The 20,436-nt window shown below is 67.9% G+C and carries 19 protein-coding genes and 1 pseudogene; 13 read left to right on the top strand and 7 right to left on the bottom strand.

The genetic code is table 11. From position 1 onward, the window contains the following. The first annotated feature begins 63 nt into the window (after positions 1–63). From JF781_RS05025 to JF781_RS05005, 5 genes are all read left to right on the top strand, one after another. Positions 64–1,245, top strand: a complete 1,182-nt coding sequence (locus JF781_RS05025; protein WP_225326297.1) for an acyl-CoA dehydrogenase — start codon at positions 64–66, stop codon at positions 1,243–1,245. Positions 1,246–1,274: 29 nt separating this feature from the next. Further along, a complete protein-coding gene (locus JF781_RS05020) occupies positions 1,275–2,372 on the top strand; it encodes an acyl-CoA dehydrogenase family protein (protein ID WP_225326296.1) in 1,098 nt (365 codons plus the stop codon). A 5-nt stretch (positions 2,373–2,377) separates the two neighbouring features. Next, positions 2,378–3,889, top strand: coding sequence for a long-chain-fatty-acid--CoA ligase FadD17 (fadD17, locus tag JF781_RS05015; protein WP_225326295.1), 1,512 nt, complete (start codon positions 2,378–2,380; stop codon positions 3,887–3,889). 57 nt (positions 3,890–3,946) lie between these two features. Beyond that, positions 3,947–4,177, top strand: coding sequence for a hypothetical protein (locus tag JF781_RS05010; RefSeq protein WP_225326294.1), 231 nt, complete (start codon positions 3,947–3,949; stop codon positions 4,175–4,177). Between the two features lie 138 nt (positions 4,178–4,315). Beyond that, entirely contained in the window at positions 4,316–5,029 is a 714-nt protein-coding gene (locus JF781_RS05005) for a hypothetical protein (protein ID WP_225326293.1), read from the top strand. On the opposite strand, the gene JF781_RS05000 is transcribed toward JF781_RS05005, so the two are convergent. The 4 genes and pseudogenes from JF781_RS05000 to JF781_RS04985 all read right to left on the bottom strand — a co-directional run bounded on the left by JF781_RS05000 (position 5,015) and on the right by JF781_RS04985 (position 9,874). Continuing rightward, the gene (locus JF781_RS05000; protein WP_225326292.1) at positions 5,015–6,565 is read right to left on the bottom strand and encodes an acetolactate synthase large subunit; all 1,551 of its coding nucleotides are present in this window, start codon (positions 6,563–6,565) and stop codon (positions 5,015–5,017) included. The genes JF781_RS05005 and JF781_RS05000 overlap by 15 nt on opposite strands. After that, a pseudogene (locus JF781_RS04995) lies at positions 6,562–7,387 on the bottom strand (amidohydrolase family protein). Before JF781_RS04995 ends, JF781_RS05000 begins: the two are co-directional and overlap by 4 nt. Before the next feature lie 36 nt (positions 7,388–7,423). After that, on the bottom strand, positions 7,424–8,191 hold the full coding sequence (locus JF781_RS04990; protein ID WP_225326291.1) for a fructosamine kinase family protein: 768 nt from the start codon (positions 8,189–8,191) through the stop codon (positions 7,424–7,426). Positions 8,192–8,221: 30 nt separating this feature from the next. Further along, a complete protein-coding gene (locus tag JF781_RS04985) occupies positions 8,222–9,874 on the bottom strand; it encodes an acyl-CoA synthetase (protein ID WP_225326290.1) in 1,653 nt (550 codons plus the stop codon). Between the two features lie 64 nt (positions 9,875–9,938). On the opposite strand from JF781_RS04985, the gene JF781_RS04980 reads away from it, so the two are divergent. After that, on the top strand, positions 9,939–10,751 hold the full coding sequence (locus JF781_RS04980) for a crotonase/enoyl-CoA hydratase family protein (protein ID WP_225326325.1): 813 nt from the start codon (positions 9,939–9,941) through the stop codon (positions 10,749–10,751). Positions 10,752–10,861: 110 nt separating this feature from the next. Continuing rightward, on the top strand, positions 10,862–11,737 hold the full coding sequence (locus JF781_RS04975; protein WP_225326289.1) for an endonuclease domain-containing protein: 876 nt from the start codon (positions 10,862–10,864) through the stop codon (positions 11,735–11,737). Here the strand turns inward: JF781_RS04975 and JF781_RS04970 are convergent. Continuing rightward, complete coding sequence (locus tag JF781_RS04970; protein WP_255641059.1) at positions 11,709–12,932, bottom strand: cytochrome P450; 1,224 nt, start codon at positions 12,930–12,932, stop codon at positions 11,709–11,711. The two genes, JF781_RS04975 and JF781_RS04970, sit on opposite strands and share 29 nt — an antisense overlap. A 42-nt stretch (positions 12,933–12,974) precedes the next feature. Here JF781_RS04970 and JF781_RS04965 point away from each other — a divergent pair, with 42 nt between their 5' ends. Continuing rightward, the gene (locus JF781_RS04965) at positions 12,975–13,697 is read left to right on the top strand and encodes an acetoacetate decarboxylase family protein (RefSeq protein WP_225326288.1); all 723 of its coding nucleotides are present in this window, start codon (positions 12,975–12,977) and stop codon (positions 13,695–13,697) included. Between the two features lie 149 nt (positions 13,698–13,846). Here the strand turns inward: JF781_RS04965 and JF781_RS04960 are convergent, their stop codons facing one another. Continuing rightward, entirely contained in the window at positions 13,847–14,887 is a 1,041-nt protein-coding gene (locus tag JF781_RS04960) for an LLM class F420-dependent oxidoreductase (RefSeq protein WP_225326287.1), read from the bottom strand. A gap of 63 nt (positions 14,888–14,950) precedes the next feature. On the opposite strand from JF781_RS04960, the gene JF781_RS04955 reads away from it, so the two are divergent. From JF781_RS04955 to JF781_RS04940, 4 genes are read left to right on the top strand one after another with little or no spacing between them, the layout of a single operon-like run. Further along, positions 14,951–15,946 carry a Zn-ribbon domain-containing OB-fold protein gene (locus JF781_RS04955; RefSeq protein WP_225326286.1) on the top strand — a complete coding sequence of 332 codons (996 nt, stop codon included), beginning with the start codon at positions 14,951–14,953 and terminating at the stop codon, positions 15,944–15,946. Positions 15,947–15,961: 15 nt separating this feature from the next. After that, complete coding sequence (locus JF781_RS04950) at positions 15,962–17,026, top strand: thiolase domain-containing protein (protein WP_225326285.1); 1,065 nt, start codon at positions 15,962–15,964, stop codon at positions 17,024–17,026. Further along, entirely contained in the window at positions 17,026–18,225 is a 1,200-nt protein-coding gene (locus JF781_RS04945) for a thiolase domain-containing protein (protein ID WP_225326284.1), read from the top strand. Before JF781_RS04950 ends, JF781_RS04945 begins: the two co-directional genes overlap by 1 nt. Further along, complete coding sequence (locus JF781_RS04940) at positions 18,222–18,641, top strand: nuclear transport factor 2 family protein (RefSeq protein WP_225326283.1); 420 nt, start codon at positions 18,222–18,224, stop codon at positions 18,639–18,641. The genes JF781_RS04945 and JF781_RS04940 overlap by 4 nt, the downstream gene beginning before the upstream one ends. Here the strand turns inward: JF781_RS04940 and JF781_RS04935 are convergent. Continuing rightward, positions 18,638–19,162, bottom strand: coding sequence for a gamma carbonic anhydrase family protein (locus JF781_RS04935; protein WP_225326282.1), 525 nt, complete (start codon positions 19,160–19,162; stop codon positions 18,638–18,640). The two genes, JF781_RS04940 and JF781_RS04935, sit on opposite strands and share 4 nt — an antisense overlap. 114 nt (positions 19,163–19,276) lie before the next feature. Here JF781_RS04935 and JF781_RS04930 point away from each other — a divergent pair, with 114 nt between their 5' ends. Further along, positions 19,277–20,434 (top strand): Rieske 2Fe-2S domain-containing protein, encoded by a 1,158-nt coding sequence (locus JF781_RS04930; RefSeq protein ID WP_225326281.1) that lies wholly within the window; start codon positions 19,277–19,279, stop codon positions 20,432–20,434. The last annotated feature ends 2 nt before the right edge of the window (positions 20,435–20,436 follow it).

Raw genomic sequence — 20,436 nt, 5'->3', positions numbered from 1 at the left:
TCGAGCTGCAGCCTGTGACGAGGGTTGTAATCGGAAACGTCGTTGACTTGAAGGACGGCTGAAATGCGCATCAGTTACACCCCGGAGCAGGAAGAGCTGCGTCGCGAGCTGCGGTCGTACTTCACCAACCTGATGACCCCGGAGCGCCGCGAGGCGCTGACCTCTTCAGGTGGCGGCGAGGTCGGCACCGGTACCGCGTACCGCGACACCGTCGCGCAGATGGGCAAAGACGGGTGGCTCACCCTGAACTGGCCCACCGAGTACGGCGGCCAGGACCGCTCGCCGATGGACTCGCTGATCTTCACCGACGAGGCCGCCATCGCCGGTGTGCCGGTGCCGTTCCTGACGATCAACAGCGTGGCGCCGACGATCATGGCGTTCGGCACCGAGGAACAGAAGAAGTTCTTCCTGCCCAAGATCGCCGCGGGCGAGCTGCACTTCTCGATCGGCTACTCCGAGCCCGGCGCGGGCACCGACCTGGCCAATCTGCGCACCACCGCGGTGCGCGACGGCGACGACTACGTCATCAACGGCCAGAAGATGTGGACCAGCCTGATCGCCTACGCCGACTGGGTGTGGCTGGCGGTACGCACCAATCCCGAGGCCAAGAAGCACCGCGGCATTTCGATGCTCACCGTGCCGACCACCGCGGAGGGTTTCTCCTGGACTCCGGTGCACACCATGGCCGGCGTGGACACCAGCGCCACCTACTACTCCGACGTGCGCGTCCCGGTGACCAACCTGATCGGCGAGGAGAACGGCGGCTGGAAGCTGGTGACCAACCAGCTCAACCACGAGCGCGTCGCCCTGGTGTCGCCGCAACCGATCTTTTTGGCCCTGCGCGAGGTGCGCGAATGGGCGCAGAACACCAAGGACGCCGGGGGCGCCCGGCTCATCGACTCGGAGTGGGTGCAGCTCAACCTGGCCCGGGTGCACGCCAAGGCCGAGGTCCTCAAGCTGATCAACTGGGAACTGGCCTCGGCGGCGAGTGAAGACCTGTCGCCCGCCGACGCGTCGGCGGCCAAGGTCTACGGCACCGAGCTGGCCACCGAGGCCTACCGGCTGCTGATGGAGGTGCTCGGTACCGCGGCGACGGTGCGCCAGAATTCGCCGGGCGCGTTGCTGCGCGGCCGGGTCGAGCGGATGCACCGGGCCTGCCTGATCCTGACCTTCGGCGGCGGCACCAACGAAGTGCAGCGCGACATCATCGGCATGGTCGCCCTCGGTCTGCCCCGCAACCGCTGAGCCGCTACGTAATAGAAGGACGGACGTTCATGGATTTCACGACAACCGAAGCGGCGAACGACCTCGGCAACCTGGTCGACACGATCGTGGACTCGGTGTGCACACCCGAACACCAGCGTGAGCTCGACGGGCTCGATCAGCGGTTCGACCGCGACCTGTGGCGAAAGCTGATCGACGCCGGCATCCTGTCCAGCGCGTCCGCGCCGGCGCTCGGCGGCGACGGCTTCGGCGCGCTCGAGCAGATCGCAATCCTGGTCGCCCTGGGGCATCAGCTGGCCGCGGTGCCCTACCTGGAGTCGGTGATGCTGGGCGCCGGGGCGCTGGCCCGGTTCGGCTCCGAAGAGCTGCAGCAGAGCTGGGGCGTGCCGGCGGTCAACGGCGAGAAGACGCTGACCGTTGCCCTCGACGGTGAGATGGGCGAGGGCCCGGTGCAGGCGGTCAGCGGCGGCGCCGGCTACCGGCTGACCGGCACCCGCACCCAGGTCGGCTTCGGCCCGGTGGCCGACGCGTTCCTGGTCCCCGCCGAGACAGATTCCGGCACAGCGGTATTCCTGGTTGCCGCCGACGATCCCGGCGTCACGCTGACCGCGCTGGAAACCACCGGCCTGGGCAGCGTCGGGCACCTCGCGCTGGACGGAACCGAGGTGGACGGCGCCCGCAAGGTCGGCGGCGCCGAGGTCGTGACCTGGATCGGCACGCTGGGGACCTTGGGCCGCAGCGCTTTCCAGCTCGGGGTGCTCGAGCGTGGCCTGCAGATGACCGCCGAATACGCCCGCGAGCGCGAGCAGTTCGACCGACCCATCGGCAGCTTCCAGGCGGTCTCGCAGCGGCTCGCCGACGGCTACATCGACGTCAAGGGGTTGCGACTCACGCTCACCCAGGCGGCCTGGCGAGTCTCGGAAGACATTCCGGCCGAGATCGACGTCGCCAGCGCGGCGTTCTGGGCCGCCGACGCGGGTCACCGGGTGGCGCACACCATCGTGCACGTGCACGGGGGTGTCGGCGTCGACACCGACCACCCGGCGCACCGCTACTTCCTGGCCGCCAAGGAGATCGAGTTCGCCTTGGGCGGCGCCACCGGGCAGCTGCGTCGCATCGGGCGCGAGCTGGCGGAGACGCCCGCCTAGGCGCAATGGACCTCACCGATGACCTGACGGTCACCAAGCTGCTGGAGCCGCTGACCGAGATCGACGATCGCGGTATCTACTTCGAGGACTCGTTCACCAGCTGGCGGGATCACCTGCAGCACGGCGCCGCGATCGCCGCGGCGCTGCGTGAGCGGCTCGACCCCGCCCGGCCGCCGCATGTCGGCGTGCTGCTGGAGAACACCCCCTTCTTCTCGGCGGTGCTGGTGGCGGCGGGAATGTCGGGGATCGTGCCGGTCGGGCTCAACCCGGTGCGCCGCGGCGAGGCGCTGCAGCGCGACATCGCCCGTGCCGACTGCCAATTGGTACTCGCCGACTCCAAATCGGCTGAGACGCTGGGTGATATCGAGCACCTCAACGCCGACTCCGCCGCGTGGGCCGAGGAGGTCGCCGCGCACCGTGACGCGCAGATCTCCTTTCAGGAGGCCTCGCCGGCGGATCTGTTCATGTTGATCTTCACGTCGGGAACCAGCGGCGAGCCCAAGGCGGTCAAGTGCAGCCACGGCAAGGTCGCGATCGCGGGCGTGACGATGTCACAGCGCTTCGGCCTCGGCCCCGACGATGTCTGCTACGTGTCGATGCCGCTGTTTCATTCCAATGCGGTGTTGGTCGGCTGGGCGGTGGCGGCGGCCTGCTCGGGCTCAATGGCGTTGCGGCGCAAGTTCTCCGCCTCGGGGTTCTTGCCCGACGTCCGCCGCTACGGCGCCACGTACGCGAATTACGTGGGCAAGCCTTTGTCCTATGTGCTCGCCACACCCGAGCGGCCCGACGACGCGGACAACCCGCTGCGCGCGGTGTACGGCAACGAGGGTGTGCCCGATGACATCGAGCGCTTCGGCCGCCGATTCGGGTGTGTCGTGCAGGACGGGTTCGGTTCCACGGAAGGCGGCGTGGCGATCGCGCGCACCCCCGACACACCGCCGGGTTCATTGGGCCCCCTTCCGCCGGGCATCGACATCGTCGATCCCGACACCGGCACGCCATGCCCGCCGGGCGTGGTCGGCGAACTGGTGAACGCCGCGGGGCCTGGGCGTTTCGAGGGTTACTACAACGACGCCGCCGCGGAGGCGGAGCGGATGGCCGGCGGGGTCTACCACAGCGGCGATCTCGCCTACCGTGATGACGCCGGCTACGCGTATTTCGCTGGGCGGCTGGGTGATTGGATGCGGGTCGACGGCGAAAACCTCGGTGCCGCGCCCATCGAGCGGGTGTTGCTGCGCCACCCCGATCTCACCGAGGTGGCGGTGTATCCGGTGCCCGACGCGATCGTCGGCGACCAAGTCATGGCCGCGGTGGTGATGGCGCCGGGCACCGAGTTCGACGACGAGAAGTTCCGCGCCTTCCTGGCCGAGCAGCCGGACCTGGGACCCAAGCAATGGCCGTCGTACGTGCGGGTCAGCGCCGAGCTTCCGCGGACGGTGACGTTCAAAGTGCTGAAGCGACAGTTGGCCGCTCAGGGTGTCGACTGCGGCGACCCGGTCTGGAAGATCCACCGCTAGGGGTGCGGACGGGCGTTGCGGCCGGATGCGCCGCCCAAGCAGTAAACTCAGCGCTTGATGAAAATCCGCGAAATGATCGCCGGCTCGATCCTGGTTGGGTCGCTGGGTGGCGCCGCACTCGGGCTGGGCGCCGGTTTCGCCGCGGCGGAACCGCCCCCGCCGCCTCCCCTGCCTCCACCGCCGCCGCTGGTGTGGTCGCCGCCGACGCCGGACCCCGAACCCTGGGAAGCCCCTCCCCCGCCCGACGACGGGCCGCCGCTACCGCCGCTGCCCCCGCCATCGGGCTGATGGTTATCGCCCGGCGCACGGCGTAGCTGAGCGCCGATCCGCACCGAACACGCCGCAACGACAAGGAGACCCGATGGTTGATGCGCCGGTCCCCCACCCCGGCGTCGCTGTCCCGCACGCCGAAATCGGCACCAGCGCATGACGGCACGGCCTCTCGAGCTCGCGTTGGAAGCCAGCTTCGAACAGCTTTCCGCCGCGGTGCCGGCGAACGTCGGCGTCGCGATCGCCCGGCCGGATAGGACATTTTCGCTGGGGAGCTGGTGGTCCGGCGTGGCATGGTCGACGATCAAGGTGCCCCTGGTGGTGGCGGCGCTGCGCAACGATTGGCTGGGCGCCCGCGATTTCGCCGTGAAGGCCATCACCGAATCCGACAATCGCGCGTCCGAACAGTTGTGGTCGCAGTTGGGCGAGCCGGCCGACGCGGCACGGCAGGTTCAGGCGGTGGTGGCCGAAGGCGGTGACACCGCGACGGTGGTCGAGTCACGCCGACTTCGTCGCGGCTTCACCGCGTTCGGCCAAACGCAGTGGAGCCTGCAGCGCCAGGCGCGCTTCGCCGCGGAGCTACCGACCATCCCCGACGCCGGCGAGGTGATCGACCTGATGCAACGACTCACCAGCGGTGACCAATGGGGGCTGGCGGCCAAAGGGATTGCCGCAAAAGGGGGTTGGGGTCCGGGCGTGCACGGCGAGTACCTGGTCCGGCAATTCGGGATCGTTCCCACCCCGTCCGGGCAGTGGGGCGTGGCGCTGGCGGCGGACGCGCACGACGGCGCGTTCGAGACCGGCGTCGACGTGGTCAATACGATGACGGACTGGTTGCTGAGCCGGCTGCCGACCCTAGCCCGTTATTGACGGCACCACGGCGTCGATCAGATGCGGGCCGGGTTCCGCGAACGCGGCGCGCAGCGCATCGGCGAACTCCTCGGCGGTGGTGACACGCCGGGCCGGCACCCCCATGCCCTCGCTGAGTTTCACGAAATCCATTGTGGGGTCGGATAAGTCGAGCAGGGACAGGGCTTCGGGCCCGGGGGCCGACCCGGCGCCGACCCGTTGCAGCTCGATGCGCAGGATGTCGTAGGCGCTGTTGTTGTACACCACGGTGGTGACGTTGAGGTTCTCCCGCGCCTGGGTCCACAACCCCGCAATCGTGTACATGGCTGAGCCGTCGGATTCCAGGCACAGCACCGGACGGTCCGGGGCGGCGATCGCCGCACCGACCGCCGCGGGAATGCCGTAGCCGATCGCCCCACCGGTCAGGGTCAGCCAGTCGTGTGCCGGCGCCCCGGCGGTGGCCTGGGCGAGCAGCAGTCCGGAGGTGTTCGACTCGTCGACCACGATCGCCCGTTCCGGCATCAGCGCCCCGATGACGTCGGCGGCCGACGCCGACGTCAGCGCGCCAGTCGGCAGCTTCGGGCGCGACGCGGCCGCCACCGCCGCCACCGTCCCCGGCGCCACCTGATCCGCCAAGGCGGTCAACGCATCCGCAGCGCCGCTGTGTTCGGCGAGCACGTGCACCTCGCAGCCGGCCGGCACCAGGTCGCTGGGCATGCCGGGGTAGGCGAAGAATGACACCGGCGACTTGGCGCCGGCCAGCACCAGATGTTTGGCGCCGTCCAGCTGGGCCGTGGCGGCTTCGGCGAAATAGGCCAGCCGGTCGACGGCGGGGATGCCGGCGCCGCGCTCGAGCCGGGCGGGGAACGTCTCGCACAGCACCCGCGCGCCCGTGGCCGCGGCGATCCGGGTGGCCGCGTCCAGGCCGGCGCGGCGGGTGGCGTCGCCGCCCACCATGATCACCGTCGGCTCCCCGGAGCCGAGCACCTCGGCCACCTCCGGCGCCAGCAGGGGGTCGGCGCCCGCCGGCTGTGCCTCCAGGTTGGAGAACAGCTGGGCGCCGTCGGACCAGGACACGTCGGCGGGCAGGATCAGCGTCGAGATCTGCGAACCCCACCGGCTGGCGGCGATGCCCTCGACGGCGTCGGCCGAGACCTGGGAGGCGTCACCCGTTCGGCGCACCCATCCCGAGACGGTGCCGGCGAGGGCGTCGATGTCGGATTCCAGTGGGGCGTCGTACTTTTTGTGATACGTGGCGTGGTCACCGACGACCACCAGCATCGGCACCCGGGCGCGGCGCGCGTTGTGCAGATTGGCCAGGCCGTTGCCCAAACCGGGGCCCAGATGCAGCAGCACCGCCGCCGGGCGATCGGCGATGCGGGCATAGCCGTCGGCCGCGCCGGTGGCGACCCCCTCGAACAAGGCCAGCACGCCGCGCATCCGCGGAACGCTGTCCAGGGCCGCGACGAAGTGCATCTCCGACGTGCCCGGGTTGGCGAAGCACACGTCGACGCCGCCGTCGACCAGGGTGTTGATCAGGGCCTGAGCGCCGTTCACGTGTCTGCCTCCAGTCGGAACACTCGTTCGGCATTGCCGCGCAAGAAGTCTCGGCGAGCGTCGTCGGACAGCCCGAGGTCGTCCAGGCCCGCCAACGCGTGCTCGTGGCCGATCATCGGGTAATTGGTGCCGAACAGCACTTTCCGTTGTCCGGTACCGGTTTTCATGAATCTGATGAGCTCGTCGGGCAGCCGCTTGATCGTGTACGCCGAGGTGTCGATGAAGACATTTTGGTGCTTGCGGGCCACCGCGACCATCTCTTCGGTCCACGGGTAGCCGACGTGACCGCAGACGATCGCGAGTTCCGGGAAGTCGAGGGCTACCTCGTCGATGTAGGGAATCGGCCGGCCGGTCTCCGACGGGCGCAGCGGGCCGGTGTGGCCGACCTGGGTGCAGAACGGCACGCCGGACTCGACGCACTTGGGCGAACAGCGGATAGTAGCGGCGATCGGTGGGCGGGGCGTTCCACAACCACGGCACCACCCGCAGGCCGACGAATCCCTCTTCGACTCGCCGTCTCAGCTCCCGGACCGCCTCCATGGGGCGATCGAGGTCGACGGTGGCAAGCCCGGCGAATCGGTTCGGGTGCGCGGCGATCCATTGCGCCACCTCGTCGTTGGAGACGAGGTCTTGGCCGTTCGGGCCGCGCCAGGCGCTGAGTATGCCCAGTTGAACGCCGGCGGCATCCATCGACGCCAGCGACGCCTCGATCGGGATCTCGGTGTCGGGGATCGACCCGCCCGTCCAGCGCCGCAGGGACGCGAGCATGTCGCTGCGCAGGAACCGCAGCGTCGGGTGTTGCATCCAGACGTCGATCGTCATCGGGATCGACAGTAACCCGGCTGCCGTAGACGACGTTCAGGCGGCCAGCGCGGCGCGGGCGGCGGCGTCGGTCTGCTGCGCGTACCCGCCGCCGAACAGCACGACGTGGGCCAGCAGCGGGAAGAGCTGGTGCAGCCCGATGCGGTTTCGCCAGCCGGGTCGCAGCGGCCGCACCCGCTGGTAACCGTCGACGATGGCGTCGTGATGCGGGCAGCCGAACAGCGCGAGCATCGCCAGGTCGGTCTCGCGGTGGCCGCCGTGCGCGGCCGGGTCGATCAGCACCACCCCGCCGGGGGTCCACATCACATTGCCGCTCCACAGGTCGCCGTGCAGGCGGGCCGGCCGGTCGTCGTCGTCGAAATCGCCCGCACGGCAACGGGCCGCGACGGCGTCGACGGCCTCGCGGGTCGCCGCGTCGAGCCGCGGTGCCGCGAGTTCGGCCATCGGGGCCAGCCGCTCCTGCGCGTAGAACTCGCCCCAGCGTCGGTGCGGCCGCAGCGACATCGGCAGGGGCTGGGACAGCGGCCCGAAGAAGCCGGGCCCGTCCCACCCGTCGGGCCCCGCGCCGAAACCCGCAGCGCCGGCGTCGTGCGTGATGGCCAGCTGGCCGCCGAACGCGCGCGCCGCACCGGGCGTCGGGCCCACCGAATCGAGGCGCCGCAGCGTCAGGCTGGTCGCGGTGACGGAAACGACTTGCGCGCACGGCACACCGCCGTCGACGCCGGAAAGCCATTGCAGGCCCGCGGCTTCCGCCGCGAAGAAACGGGCGGGCGCGTCCGGGTTGTGCTTGACGAAGTCGGTCACGCCGCGCGCGGTCCTAGCGCTTGGAGCGTGTCACGCAGTGGCGTGAGCGGCGTGCACGTCGTCGGCCGGGCGCGCCTCGGTCTGCTCCTTGGCCCAGCGGTAGTCGGGTTTGCCGGCGGGCGAACGCTTGACCTCGTCGACCAGCCACAGGCTGCGCGGCACTTTGTATCCCGCGATCTCGGAACGCACGAAGGCGTCCAGCTCCGACAGTGGGGGCCGGGTTCCCGGCCGCGGCTGGACGACGGCCGCGACGTGCTGGCCGTACCGGGCGTCGGGCACGCCGACCACCAGGGCGTCGAAGACGTCGGGGTGCCCCTTGAGCGCGGCCTCGACCTCCTCGGGATAGATCTTCTCGCCGCCGCTGTTGATCGACACCGAGCCGCGGCCCAGCATCGTGACGGTGCCGTCCTCCTCGACCGTCGCGAAGTCGCCGGGGATGGCGTAGCGCACGCCGTTGATGGTCTTGAACGTCTCGGCGGTCTTCTTCTCGTCCTTGTAGTAGCCGACGGGAATGTTGCCCTTCTTCGCGATGAAGCCGCGCACACCGGAGCCGGGCTTGACCTCGTTGCCGTCCTCGTCGAGGACGACGGTGCGGTGGTCGATCGTCACGCGCGGGCCGCCGCTGTGCGGCGCGTCCTTGGCCACGACGCTGGTGCCGCCGAACCCGGTTTCCGACGATCCGATCGAGTCGGTGATGACCCGGTTGGGCAGCAGCTCGAGGAACTTCTCCTTGATGCTCGGCGAGAACAGCGCCGCGGTGGAAGCGAGCAGGAACAGCGACGACAGGTCGTACTCGTTACCCTTGTCCTGGTGCGCCAGCAGCGCGTCCAGCAGCGGCCGCGCCATCGCGTCACCGGTGAAGAACAGCAGGTTCACCTTGTGGTCGTGAATCGTGCGCCAGACCTCGTCGGCGTTGAATTCCGGTGCCAGCACCGTGGTTTGGCCCGAGAAGATCGACATCCAGGTCGCCGACTGGGTGGCGCCGTGGATCATCGGCGGAATCGGGTGGCGGACCATCGGCGGATTGGCGGCCGCGGCTTTGGCGAGGTCGTACTCGTCCTTGACGAATTCGCCTGTGGCGAAGTCGGTTCCGCCGAACAGCACCCGGTAGATGTCCTCGTGGCGCCACATCACGCCCTTCGGGAACCCGGTGGTGCCGCCGGTGTAGAGGAGGTAGATGTCGTCGGCGCTGCGCGGGCCGAAGTCGCGCTCGGGTGAGCTCTGGGCGATCGCGGAGTAGAACTCGACGCCGCCGTAGCGCTGGTAGTCGTTGTCGCTGCCGTCCTCGACGACGAGGATCGTCTTGACGCCTGGGGTCTCGGGCAGCACGTTGGCCACCCGGTCGGAGTACTGGCGCTCGTGGACCAGCGCGACCATGTCGGAGTTGTCGAACAGGTAGCGCAGCTCGCCCTCGACGTAGCGGTAGTTGACGTTCACCAGGATGGCGCCCGCCTTAACGATGCCGAGCATCGCGATGACGATCTCGATGCGGTTCCGGCAGTAGAGGCCCACCTTGTCGTCCTTTTTCACCCCCTGCTCGAGCAGGTAGTGGGCAAGGCGGTTGGCCTTCTCCTCCAGTTGGGCGTAGGTCAGCTTCTCGTCGCCGCAGATCAGGGCGACACGCTCGGGCACCGCGTCGATGGCGTGCTCTGCAAGATCGGCAATATTCAAGGCCACGGCCACCAAATTAGAACGTGTTACATTTCGAGGCAAGCTCGTGACCATTGTCGAGGGAAAGGCGGTAGCCGTGTCCGTGGCGTCAGCAAACGAGGAAACCGGTCCTGACGCGCTGGTGGAGCAGCGTGGTCACACCCTCATCGTGACCATGAACCGGCCCCACCGCCGCAACGCCCTGAGCACCGAAATGATGGAAATCATGGTCCAGGCCTGGGATCGCGTCGACAACGATCCCGACATCCGCTGCTGCATCCTGACCGGCGCCGGTGGCTACTTCTGCGCGGGCATGGACCTCAAGGCCGCGACCCAGAAGCCGCCGGGGGAGTCGTTCAAGGACGGCAGCTACGACCCGTCACGAATCGACGCCCTTCTCAAGGGCCGCCGGCTCAAGAAGCCGCTCATCGCCGCCGTCGAGGGCCCGGCCATCGCCGGGGGCACCGAGATCCTGCAGGGCACCGACATCCGGGTGGCCGGCGAGAGCGCCAAATTCGGCATCTCCGAGGCCAAGTGGAGCCTGTACCCGATGGGCGGGTCCGCGGTGCGACTGGTGCGCCAGATCCCCTACACGGTGGCGTGCGACCTGCTGCTGACCGGGCGGCACATCACCGCCGCCGAGGCCAAGGACATCGGCCTGATCGGCCACGTCGTGCCCGACGGGCAGGCGCTGGCCAAGGCCCTCGAAATCGCCGAGGTGATCGAGAACAACGGGCCGCTGGCCGTGCAGGCGATCCTCAAGACGATCCGCGAGACCGAGGGGATGCACGAGGAAGAGGCCTTCAAGCCCGATACCGCCAACGGAATACCGGTGTTCCTCTCCGAGGACTCCAAGGAAGGTCCCCGGGCGTTCGCCGAGAAGCGCAAGCCCAACTTCCAAAATAAGTAAGCGGCGGGGCCGGTTGCGCCGAACGTGACGTCACGGCGATTTTTCGGCCGATTTTTCGCCCTGCCGTCACACTCGGCGTCGCTGTCAGTCCTTGACGCGACACTGCTCGCGTGCGCGAACCCTTCATCGGCAGCGAGGCGCTCGCAGCCGGCACCCTTACCCGGTATCGGCTGCGGAGCCGGTTCGTCGCGCTGCACCCCGACGTCTACGTCGACCCCGGCACGGAACTGACCGCCACAAGACGCGCATGCGCCGCGTGGCTGTGGTCGCGGCGGCGGGGCATCGTCGCAGGACGCTCCGCCTCGGCACTGCACGGGGCCAAATGGGTCGACCACCGGGCGCCCGCGCAATTGGTCTACCAGCACCGCCGTCCGCCGGCCGGCATCACCACGTGGTCGGATTCGCTGGCACACAACGAAATCCGCTTGATCGGCGACATACCCGCGACCTCCGCGGCCCGTACGGCCTTCGATATCGCTTGCCGCAATCCCATCGGCAAGGCCGTCGCGGCTCTCGACGCGCTTGCTCGGGCGACGAGACTCGACGTCGCCGAAGTCGAGTTGCTCACCGAACGCTACAAGGGCCATCGGAATGTCCGCCGGGCGCGGCGCGCGCTGACCCTGGTCGACGCGGGGGCCGAATCACCACGCGAGACGTGGTTGCGATTGCTGCTCATTGACGCCGGTTATCCGTGCCCGAAGACGCAGATCCCCGTCTACGGCACGTACGGCGAGCTTGTCGCCGTACTCGATATGGGTTGGGAAGACATCAAAGTCGCGGTCGAGTACGACGGAGATCATCACCGTAGCGATCAGCGGCAATTCAACAAGGACATTCGACGCGCGGAGACCCTGGCGGAGATTGGTTGGACGGTCGTTCGCGTCACGATCGAAGACACACCGGGCGGCATCATCGCCAGGGTGGCAGCGGCGTGGGCGAAACGGGGCCCAAACGCGATCAGCCCAGCAGCGGCGCGCTCGGCGTGAACACCACCGGCATCGCCTCCAGGCCACTGACGAAGTTCGCCGGCCGCAGCGGCAAGGTCGAGTCGTCGTCGGCCAGTCTCAGATCCGGCAGCCGCTTGAGCACCCGCTCGGTCATCATCGACAGCTCGAGGCGGGCCAGCTGGTTCCCCAGGCAGAAGTGGGTGCCGAAGCCGAAAGCCATGTGGCTGTTCGGGTTTCGCCGGATGTCGAAGCTGTCCGGGTCCTCGAACACCGACTCGTCGAAGTTGCCCGACTCGAACAGCAGCATGATCTTCTCGCCCTCACGCAGCGAGGTGCCGTGGAAGTCCGTATCAGCCGTCAAAGTCCTGCACATGTTCTTGACCGGCGACGTCCAGCGCAGCATCTCCTCGATGGCGCCCGGAAGCAACGACGGGTCACGCACCAGGGCGTCCCACTGGTCGCGGTGGCGCACCAGCTGTTCTGTCCCCCCGCTCAACGTGTGCCTCGTGGTCTCGTCGCCGCCGATGAGGATGAGCAGCGTCTCCATGACGATCTCGTCGTCGGACATCCGCTGCCCCTCCACCTCGGCGTTGACCAGGATGGAGAAAAGGTCGTCGGTGGGCTCGGCGCGCCGCTTGGTGATGATGTCCGTGGTGAACTCGGTGTACGCGGCGAATGCGGCCATCACCGCCTGGGCCACGTCCGACGTGGGGTCGATGTGCGAACTCAGCCCGCAGACCAGGTCGTCGGACCACTTCAACAGCATGCTGCGTTCGTCGGGCAGCACGCCCAGCATGTCGCCGATCACCGCCATCGGCAGCGGGGCGGCGATATCGCGGACGAAGTCACACTCGCCGCGCTCACACACCGCGTCGATCAGGGTGTCGCACAGCCTCGCGATCGACGGCTCCTTCTCCTTCACCCGCTTGCGGGTGAAGCCGGCGTTGACCAGCTTGCGCCGCAACAGATGTGCGGGATCGTCCATGTCGATCATGTAGGGCATGCCCGGCTGGTCGGGACGGATGCCGCCCGTGCTGGAGAACAACTCCGGATTGCGCTCGGCGTCGAGGATGGCCTGATACGTGGTGGCGCCGGCCAGCCCGTTGCGATCGCGAAACACCGGCTGGTTGGCGCGCATCCAGCGATAGGCCTCGCGCGAGGTGTGACGGTCGGCGTAGAAATTGCCGTCGGTCAGGTCGATGTTCGAGATTGCTTCCGGGATGGTCGAAGTCATCTACAGCCTCCAAATGTTGACGAACGGATTACAGTAACCGGCATGGCTGAGTCACAACACGTCGTTGCAGGGACAGTCCTCACCATGCCGGTGCGGATACGAAAAGCGGACGTGCACACCGCGATGTTTTCGGTGGATGCGCAAGCGGCGCAACGCCTTATCGACTACAGCGGTCTGCGAGTATGCCAGCACCGCCCGGGCCGGGCGGTGGTCAACCTGATGCTGGCCCGCTATATCGACGGCGACCTGGGGCAGTACCACGAATTCGGCACCTGCGTGATGGTCAATCCCCCCGGCTCGACGGCGCGCGGCTGGCGCGCGCTGGGTGATGCGGCCGCGTTCATCCACCATCTGCCGGTCGATCAGAGCTTCACCCTGGAAGCGGGACGCTCCATTTGGGGGTTCCCGAAGATCATGGCCGACTTCACCGTTCGCGAGCAGGGCCGGTTCGGATTCGACGTCAGCGCCGACGGCGCACACATCGCGGGCATCGACTTCGCCCGCGGATTGCCGGTGCCGTCGCTGTTCACCTCGCGCCCGCAGGTCCTCAAGACCTACACCTACGCCGACGGCACCACCCGGGAAGTGCCCTGGGAGATGCGGGTGCGCGGGCTGCGCGGTCAGGCCGGCGGCGCGAGATTGCGACTGGGCGACCACGCCTACGCCAAGGAGCTGGCGTCGCTGGGCCTGCCAAAGCGGGCCATGATCTCTGGATCCGTCGGACACGTCGAGATGACATTCGGCGACGCCCACCCGCTCGGCTGACCGGTCGGGCCGGTGTCGATTGCCCGGCTCCGCCTCATCGCGCTGCGCGCTCGGCATCGTCGTCGGGCGTGTCATCCGGACAATCTAGAACGCGTTCTCACCCGCTGGCAAGAAAATTAGAACGTGTTCTAGTCCGCGCTGGGCTGGGGTCAGATCAGGCTCGCCAGCTCGCGGACCTGCTCTGTACTGCGCCCGGACACCACCATCATGGTCACGCCGGCGGCCTCCCAGGCCTTGATCTGCTTACGCACGTAGTCGATGTCGCCGACGATCGCGGCGTCATCGATCACCTCGTCCGGGATGATCTCCGCCGCTCGTTCTTTGCCGTCCTTTTGTCCACTGCGGAACAGCTTCGTCACGTCGTCGACGACCTCGGAGTAGCCCATCCGCCGGTAGACGTCGGCGTGGAAGTTGGTGTCCTCGGCGCCCATCCCGCCCATGTAGAGCGCGATGTAGGGCTTCATGGCCGCGAAGGCGGCGCTGCGGTCCTCGGTGATGACGATGTTGGCCGTCGCGCAGATCTCGAAGTCCTCGCGGCTGCGGCGCGCGCCCGGGCGGGCGAACCCCTCGTCCAGCCATTCGTTGTAGGTGTCGGCCATGCGCGGCGTGTAGAAAATCGGCAGCCAGCCGTCGCAGATCTCGGCGGCCAGCGCGACGTTCTTCGGCCCCTCGGCGCCCAGCATGATCGGGATGTCGGCCCGCAGCGGATGGGTGATCGGCTTGAGCGGTTTGCCCAGACCTGTTGCGCGCTCGCCGTTCAGCGGCAGCGGGTAGTGCGGCCCGCCGCTGGTCACCGGCGCCTCCCGCGCCCACACCTGCCGGATGATGTCGATGTATTCGCGGGTACGGGCCAGCGGCTTGGGGAACGACTGGCCGTACCAGCCCTCGACCACCTGCGGCCCGGAGACTCCGAGGCCCAGCACATGCCGGCCGCCGGACAGGTGGTCGAGCGTCAGGGCGGCCATCGCGCAGGCCGTCGGGGTCCGCGCGGACAGCTGCACCACCGAGGTGCCCAGCCGCACCCGGGACGTCGACGATCCCCACCAGGCCAGCGGCGTGTAGGCGTCGGATCCCCACGCCTCGGCAGTGAAGACGGCGTCGTACCCGGCCTCCTCGGCCGCGGCGACGAGCTCACCGTGGTTCTCCGGCGGTTGCGCGCCCCAATATCCCAGCTGCAGTCCCAGCTTCATCGTCTTCGCCCTTCCGCAGACCCGATGTTGAATCCGTTCTTAGAACCTGTTCTACTCGATGGCGTGACAGCCAGCTCGAGTAGCCCGCCCCTGATGGATCACCCTGAGCCACCGCTCTCCGCGCCACTGACGTTGGCCTTCGACTACACCCGTTCAGTCGGCCCCACGCTGAGTAAGTTCTTCACCGCACTGCGTGACCGCCACGTCCTGGGTGTACGCGGATCGGATGGCCGGGTACATGTGCCGCCGCCGGAATATGACCCGGTCACCTATGAGCCGCTGGGCGAGATGGTACCGGTCTCCAGCGTCGGCACCGTCGTCTCGTGGACCTGGCAGCCCGAACCGATCGAGGGCCAGCCGCTCGACCGGCCGTTCGCCTGGGCGTTGATCAAGCTCGACGGCGCCGACACCCCGTTGATCCACGCGGTGGATGCGGGCGAGCCCAACGCCATCAAGTCCGGCACCCGGGTGCATGTGCACTGGGCCGACGAGCCGGTGGGCGCCATCACCGACATCGCGTATTTCGCGCTCGGCGAGGAAGCTGAAGCCGTCGCGGAGCGGTCGGACGGCGACAAAGACCCGGTGACCATGGTCGTCACACCGGTCTCGCTGACCATTCAGCACACCGCCTCGCACGAGGAGAGCGCCTACCTTCGCGCCATCGCCCAGGGCAAGCTGCTGGGTGCGCGCACCGGCGAAAGCGGGAAGGTCTACTTCCCGCCGCACGGCGCCGACCCGGCCACCGGTCAGCCGACCACCGAGTTCGTCGAGCTGCCGGACAAGGGCACCGTGACGACGTTCGCGATCATCAACATCCCGTTCCAGGGCCAGCGCATCAAGCCGCCCTACGTGGCCGCCTACGTGCTGCTCGACGGGGCCGACATCCCGTTCCTGCATCTCGTCGCCGACATCGACGCGCACGAGGTGCGGATGGGCATGCGCGTCGAAGCGGTGTGGAAACCCCGCGAGGAGTGGGGTTTTGGCATCGACAACATCGAGTACTTCCGGCCGACCGGGGAACCCGACGCCGACTACGACACCTACAAGCATCACCTGTAAAGGGCTTACGAACACATGAGCGCTCGCAACGTTGCGGTGGTCGGCTTTGCCCACGCCCCGCATGTCCGCCGCACCGACGGCACCACCAACGGCGTCGAGATGTTGATACCGTGCTTCGCCCAGCTGTACGAGGAGCTGGGCATCGAAAGGACCGACATCGGCTTCTGGTGTTCCGGATCGTCGGATTACCTTGCCGGAAGGGCCTTTTCGTTCATCTCGGCGATCGACTCCATCGGCGCCGTTCCGCCGATCAACGAATCGCACGTCGAAATGGACGCGGCATGGGCCCTCTACGAGGCCTACATCAAAATCCTGACCGGTGAGGTCGACACCGCACTGGTGTACGGCTTCGGCAAGTCCTCGGCCGGGATCCTGCGCCAAATCCTCTCGCGGCAGACCGACCCTTACACCGTCGCGCCGCTGTGGCCCGATTCGATCTCGATGGCCGGGCTGCAGGCCCGCATCGGGCTCGACACCGGCAAGTGGACCGAGGAGCAGATGGCGCGCGTGGCCTTCGACTCCTTCGCGAACGCGCGCCGGGTCGACAAGATCGAGGGGTCGATCAGCGTGGCCGAATTGCTCGAACGGCCGTTTTACGCCGACCCGCTGCGGCGCCACGACATCGCGCCGATCACCGACGGTGCCGCGGCGATCGTGCTCGCGGCCGGCGACCGGGCACGCGAACTGCGCGAAAACCCGGCCTGGATAACGGGAATCGAGCATCGCATCGAAACCCCGTCGCTGGGCGCGCGCGACCTCACCGAGTCCCCGTCGACCAAGGCCGCGGCCCACGTGGCCACCGGCGGCAGGACCGACAACCTGGACGTGGCCGAGATCTGCGCACCCTTCACCCACCAGCACCTGATCATCGAGGAAGCCATCCGGATTCCGGGACCGACCAAGGTCAACCCGTCCGGCGGCGCTCTGGCGGCCAATCCCATGTTCGTCGCCGGCCTCGAGCGCATCGGCTTTGCAGCACAACACATCTGGAATGGTTCGGCTGAGCGGGTGCTGGCGCACGCCACCAGCGGGCCTGCGCTACAACAGAACCTGGTCGCGGTCATGGAAGGAAAGAACTGATGGCCGGTGCAGGGCCAAACATCGCTGCGGTACTAGGTACCGGACAGACGAAGTATGTCGCCAAGCGCCAGGACGTTTCGATGAACGGCCTGGTGCGCGAGGCGATCGATCGGGCGCTGGCCGACTCGGGTTGCACGTTCGACGACATCGACGCCGTCGTGGTCGGCAAGGCGCCGGACTTCTTCGAGGGCGTCATGATGCCGGAGCTGTTCATGGCCGACGCCATGGGCGCGACCGGCAAGCCGCTGATCCGGGTGCACACCGCGGGATCGGTCGGCGGCTCCACCGGCGTGGTGGCCGCCAGTCTGGTGCAGTCCGGCAAGTACCGGCGCGTGCTGGCGATGGCCTGGGAGAAGCAGTCGGAATCAAACGCGATGTGGGCGTTGTCAATTCCGATCCCCTTCATCAAGCCGGTGGGCGCCGGCGCGGGCGGCTACTTCGCCCCGCACGTGCGCTCCTACATCCGTCGCTCGGGGGCGCCGACCAACATCGGTGCCATGGTCGCGGTCAAAGACCGGCTCAACGGCGTCCGCAACCCGCTGGCGCACCTGCATCAGCCCGACATCACCGTGGAGAAGGTGATGGCGTCGCCGATGCTGTGGGACCCGATCCGTTACGACGAGACCTGCCCGTCCTCCGACGGCGCGGCGGCGGTCGTGATCGGCAACGAGGAGGCCGCCGAAGCCCGCCTGGCGCAAGGCAATCCGGTGGCATGGATTCACGCCACCGCGTTGCGCACCGAGCCGCTGCAGTTCTCCGGGCGCGACCAGGTCAGCCCGCAGGCCGGCCGTGACGCGGCCGCCGCGCTGTGGAAGGCCGCCGGCATCACGAGCCCCGTCGATGAGATCGACGCCGCGGAGATCTACGTTCCGTTCTCCTGGTTCGAGCCGATGTGGTTGGAAAACCTGGGGTTTGCGCCCGAGGGCGAAGGCTGGAAGCTCACCGAAGCGGGCGAGACCAGGATCGGCGGTCGGCTGCCGGTGAACCCGTCGGGCGGCGTGCTGTCGTCCAACCCGATCGGCGCCTCGGGCCTGATTCGCTTCGCCGAAGCGGCGATCCAGGTCATGGGCAAGGGTGGCGACCACCAAGTACCCAACGCGCGAAAGGCCTTGGGACACGCCTACGGCGGCGGCTCGCAGTACTACTCCATGTGGGTCGTCGGCGCCGACAAGCCGGCGGCCCAAAAGGTCGAGGCGTGAGCGCGCCCAAGACTGAGCATCCCGCGCACGAGGCCGGCCGCCGCTCCCGCGAGGCGGTGGCGGCCCGGGACAAGGACGCCTGGCTGGCGGTGTTCGCCGACGACGCCATCGTCGAAGACCCGATCGGCCCCTCCGCGTTTGACCCCGAAGGCAAAGGGCATCGGGGGCGCGACGCGATTTCGGCGTTCTGGGACAAGGCGATCGCCCCGACCGCGAAGATCGAGTTCGTGTTCCGCGACACGTATCAGTGCGGCAACGAGGAGGCCAACGTCGGGCACATCCTCATCACGACGGGCGAATACCAGACGACCGCCGAGGGCGTGTTCACCTACAAGGCCAACGACGAGGGCAAGCTGGTGGCCCTGCGCGCCTATTGGGAGATGGACCGCGCGGCGGCCAACACGCGCAAGGTCTAAATCGGTTCCAGCCCGGCCAGATGCCGCTGTGCGAGGTCGCGGTAGGCCTGTGGATTCAGCTTGAGCCACATCTCCGCGCCGGTGCCGGCGACCGGGCCGCGGATTTGGGCGGGGGCGCCGACCGCCAGCATCCCGGCCGGGATCTGGGTGCCGGCGGTGACCAATGAGTGCGCGGCGACCAGGCTGCGCGCGCCGATGACCGCGCCGTCCAGCACGGTGGCGTGGTTGGCGATCAGCGCCTCGGGCCCCACGTGCACCCCGTGGACGACGCACAGGTGCGCCACGGTCGCGCCAGGACCGATGTCGACCGGGATACCGGGCGGGGCATGCAGCACCGATCCGTCCTGCACGTTGGCGCCCTCCCGGACCACGATGGGCGCGTAGTCGCCACGCAGGACGGCGTTGAACCAGATCGAGGCCCCCGCCTCCACGACAACGTCGCCGATCAGAGTGGCCGTGGGGGCCACGAAAGCGGTGGGATCGACCCGTGGTGACCGGCCCTCGAATGCAAACAGCGGCATCGTTTACATATACCCCAGCACGCATATGTCCCAGCCAGGCTCGCCGTCGTTGCGCGCCCCCGCCGCAAAACTGTAACGTGTTCTAGTTAGAGGGCTACGAGTTGGAGGTGACAGGTGAGTACCGACACCAAGGCGGTCGGCATCCGGGAGATTGATCCCGGCGCGTTGCCGACCAGGTACGCCCGCGGCTGGCACTGCCTGGGCGTCGCGAAGGACTTTCAGGACGGTAAGCCGCATTCGATCGAGGCTTTCGGCACCAAGCTTGTGGTCTTCGCCGACTCCCACGGGGACATCAAGGTCCTCGACGGCTATTGCCGACACATGGGCGGAGACCTGTCGGAGGGCACCATCAAGGGCGACGAGGTCGCCTGCCCGTTCCACGACTGGCGCTGGGGCGGTGATGGCCGCTGCAAGCTGGTGCCGTATGCCAAGCGCACGCCGAAGACGGCCCGCACCCGGTCGTGGGCGACCGATGTGCGCGGCGGCCTGCTGTTCGTCTGGCACGACCACGAGAACAATCCGCCGGACCCCGCCGTGCAAATTCCGGACATCCCGGAAGCCCACAGCGACGAGTGGACCGAGTGGCGGTGGAACAGCATCCTCATCGAGGGGTCCAACTGCCGCGACATCATCGACAACGTCACCGACATGGCGCACTTCTTCTACATCCATTTCGGATTGCCGACGTACTTCAAGAACGTGTTCGAGGGGCACATCGCGTCGCAGTACCTGCACAACGTGGGCCGGCCCGATGTCAACGATCTCGGCACGTCTTACGGTGAGGCGCACCTGGATTCCGAGGCGTCCTACTTCGGCCCGTCGTTCATGATCAACTGGCTGCACAACAGCTACGGCGGTTACAAGGCCGAGTCGATCCTGATCAACTGCCACTACCCGGTCACCCAGAACTCGTTCGTGCTGCAGTGGGGTGTCATCGTCGAAAAGCCCAAGGGCATGGACGAAAAGATGACCGACAAGCTGGCGAAGGTGTTCACCGAGGGTGTCAGCAAGGGCTTCCTGCAGGACGTCGAGATCTGGAAGCACAAGACTCGCATCGACAATCCGCTGCTGGTCGAAGAGGACGGCGCGGTCTACCAGCTGCGCCGCTGGTATCAGCAGTTCTACGTCGACGTCGCCGACATCGAGCCGGAAATGGTGGAACGCTTCGAGATCGAGGTCGACACCACCCGCGCCAACGAGTACTGGAATTCCGAGGTCTCCGAGAACCTCAAGGCCAAGGAATCCGAAGACGTTCCGGCGGAGCAGCACTAAGG

Source organism: Mycobacterium sp. WUMAC-067 (assembly GCF_020217485.1).
Lineage (GTDB): Bacteria > Actinomycetota > Actinomycetes > Mycobacteriales > Mycobacteriaceae > Mycobacterium.
This window is presented reverse-complemented; position numbering and strand designations above follow the sequence as displayed.